Here is a 273-nt window from a genome sequence, read left to right as displayed (position 1 = left end):
GGCCGCGTTCATCCAGACCAACATCGTCGGCACTTACGCCCTGCTCGAAGCCACCCGCGCCTGGTGGAGCCAGCTGCCGGCCGAGCAGCGCCGTGCGTTCCGTTTTCACCATATTTCCACCGACGAAGTCTATGGCGACCTGCATGGCGCCAACGACCTGTTTCACGAGACCACGCCGTATGCGCCCAGCTCACCCTATTCGGCGAGCAAGGCCGCCTCGGACCACCTGGTGCGCGCCTGGCACCGCACCTACGGGCTGCCGGTGCTGATCAC

1 protein-coding gene is annotated in these 273 nt (G+C 65.9%); it reads left to right on the top strand.

Translation table 11 applies throughout. From position 1 onward, the window contains the following. Window positions 1-273: GDP-mannose 4,6-dehydratase (locus SB765_RS29670; protein WP_410932498.1), on the top strand; the 273-nt coding region annotated here is incomplete at both ends.

It is taken from the genome of Pseudomonas sp. SIMBA_067, from assembly GCF_046534675.1.
GTDB lineage: Bacteria > Pseudomonadota > Gammaproteobacteria > Pseudomonadales > Pseudomonadaceae > Aquipseudomonas > Aquipseudomonas putida.
The sequence above is the reverse complement of the archived record's forward strand: the minus strand, read 5'-3'. Positions and strand labels throughout refer to the sequence as shown.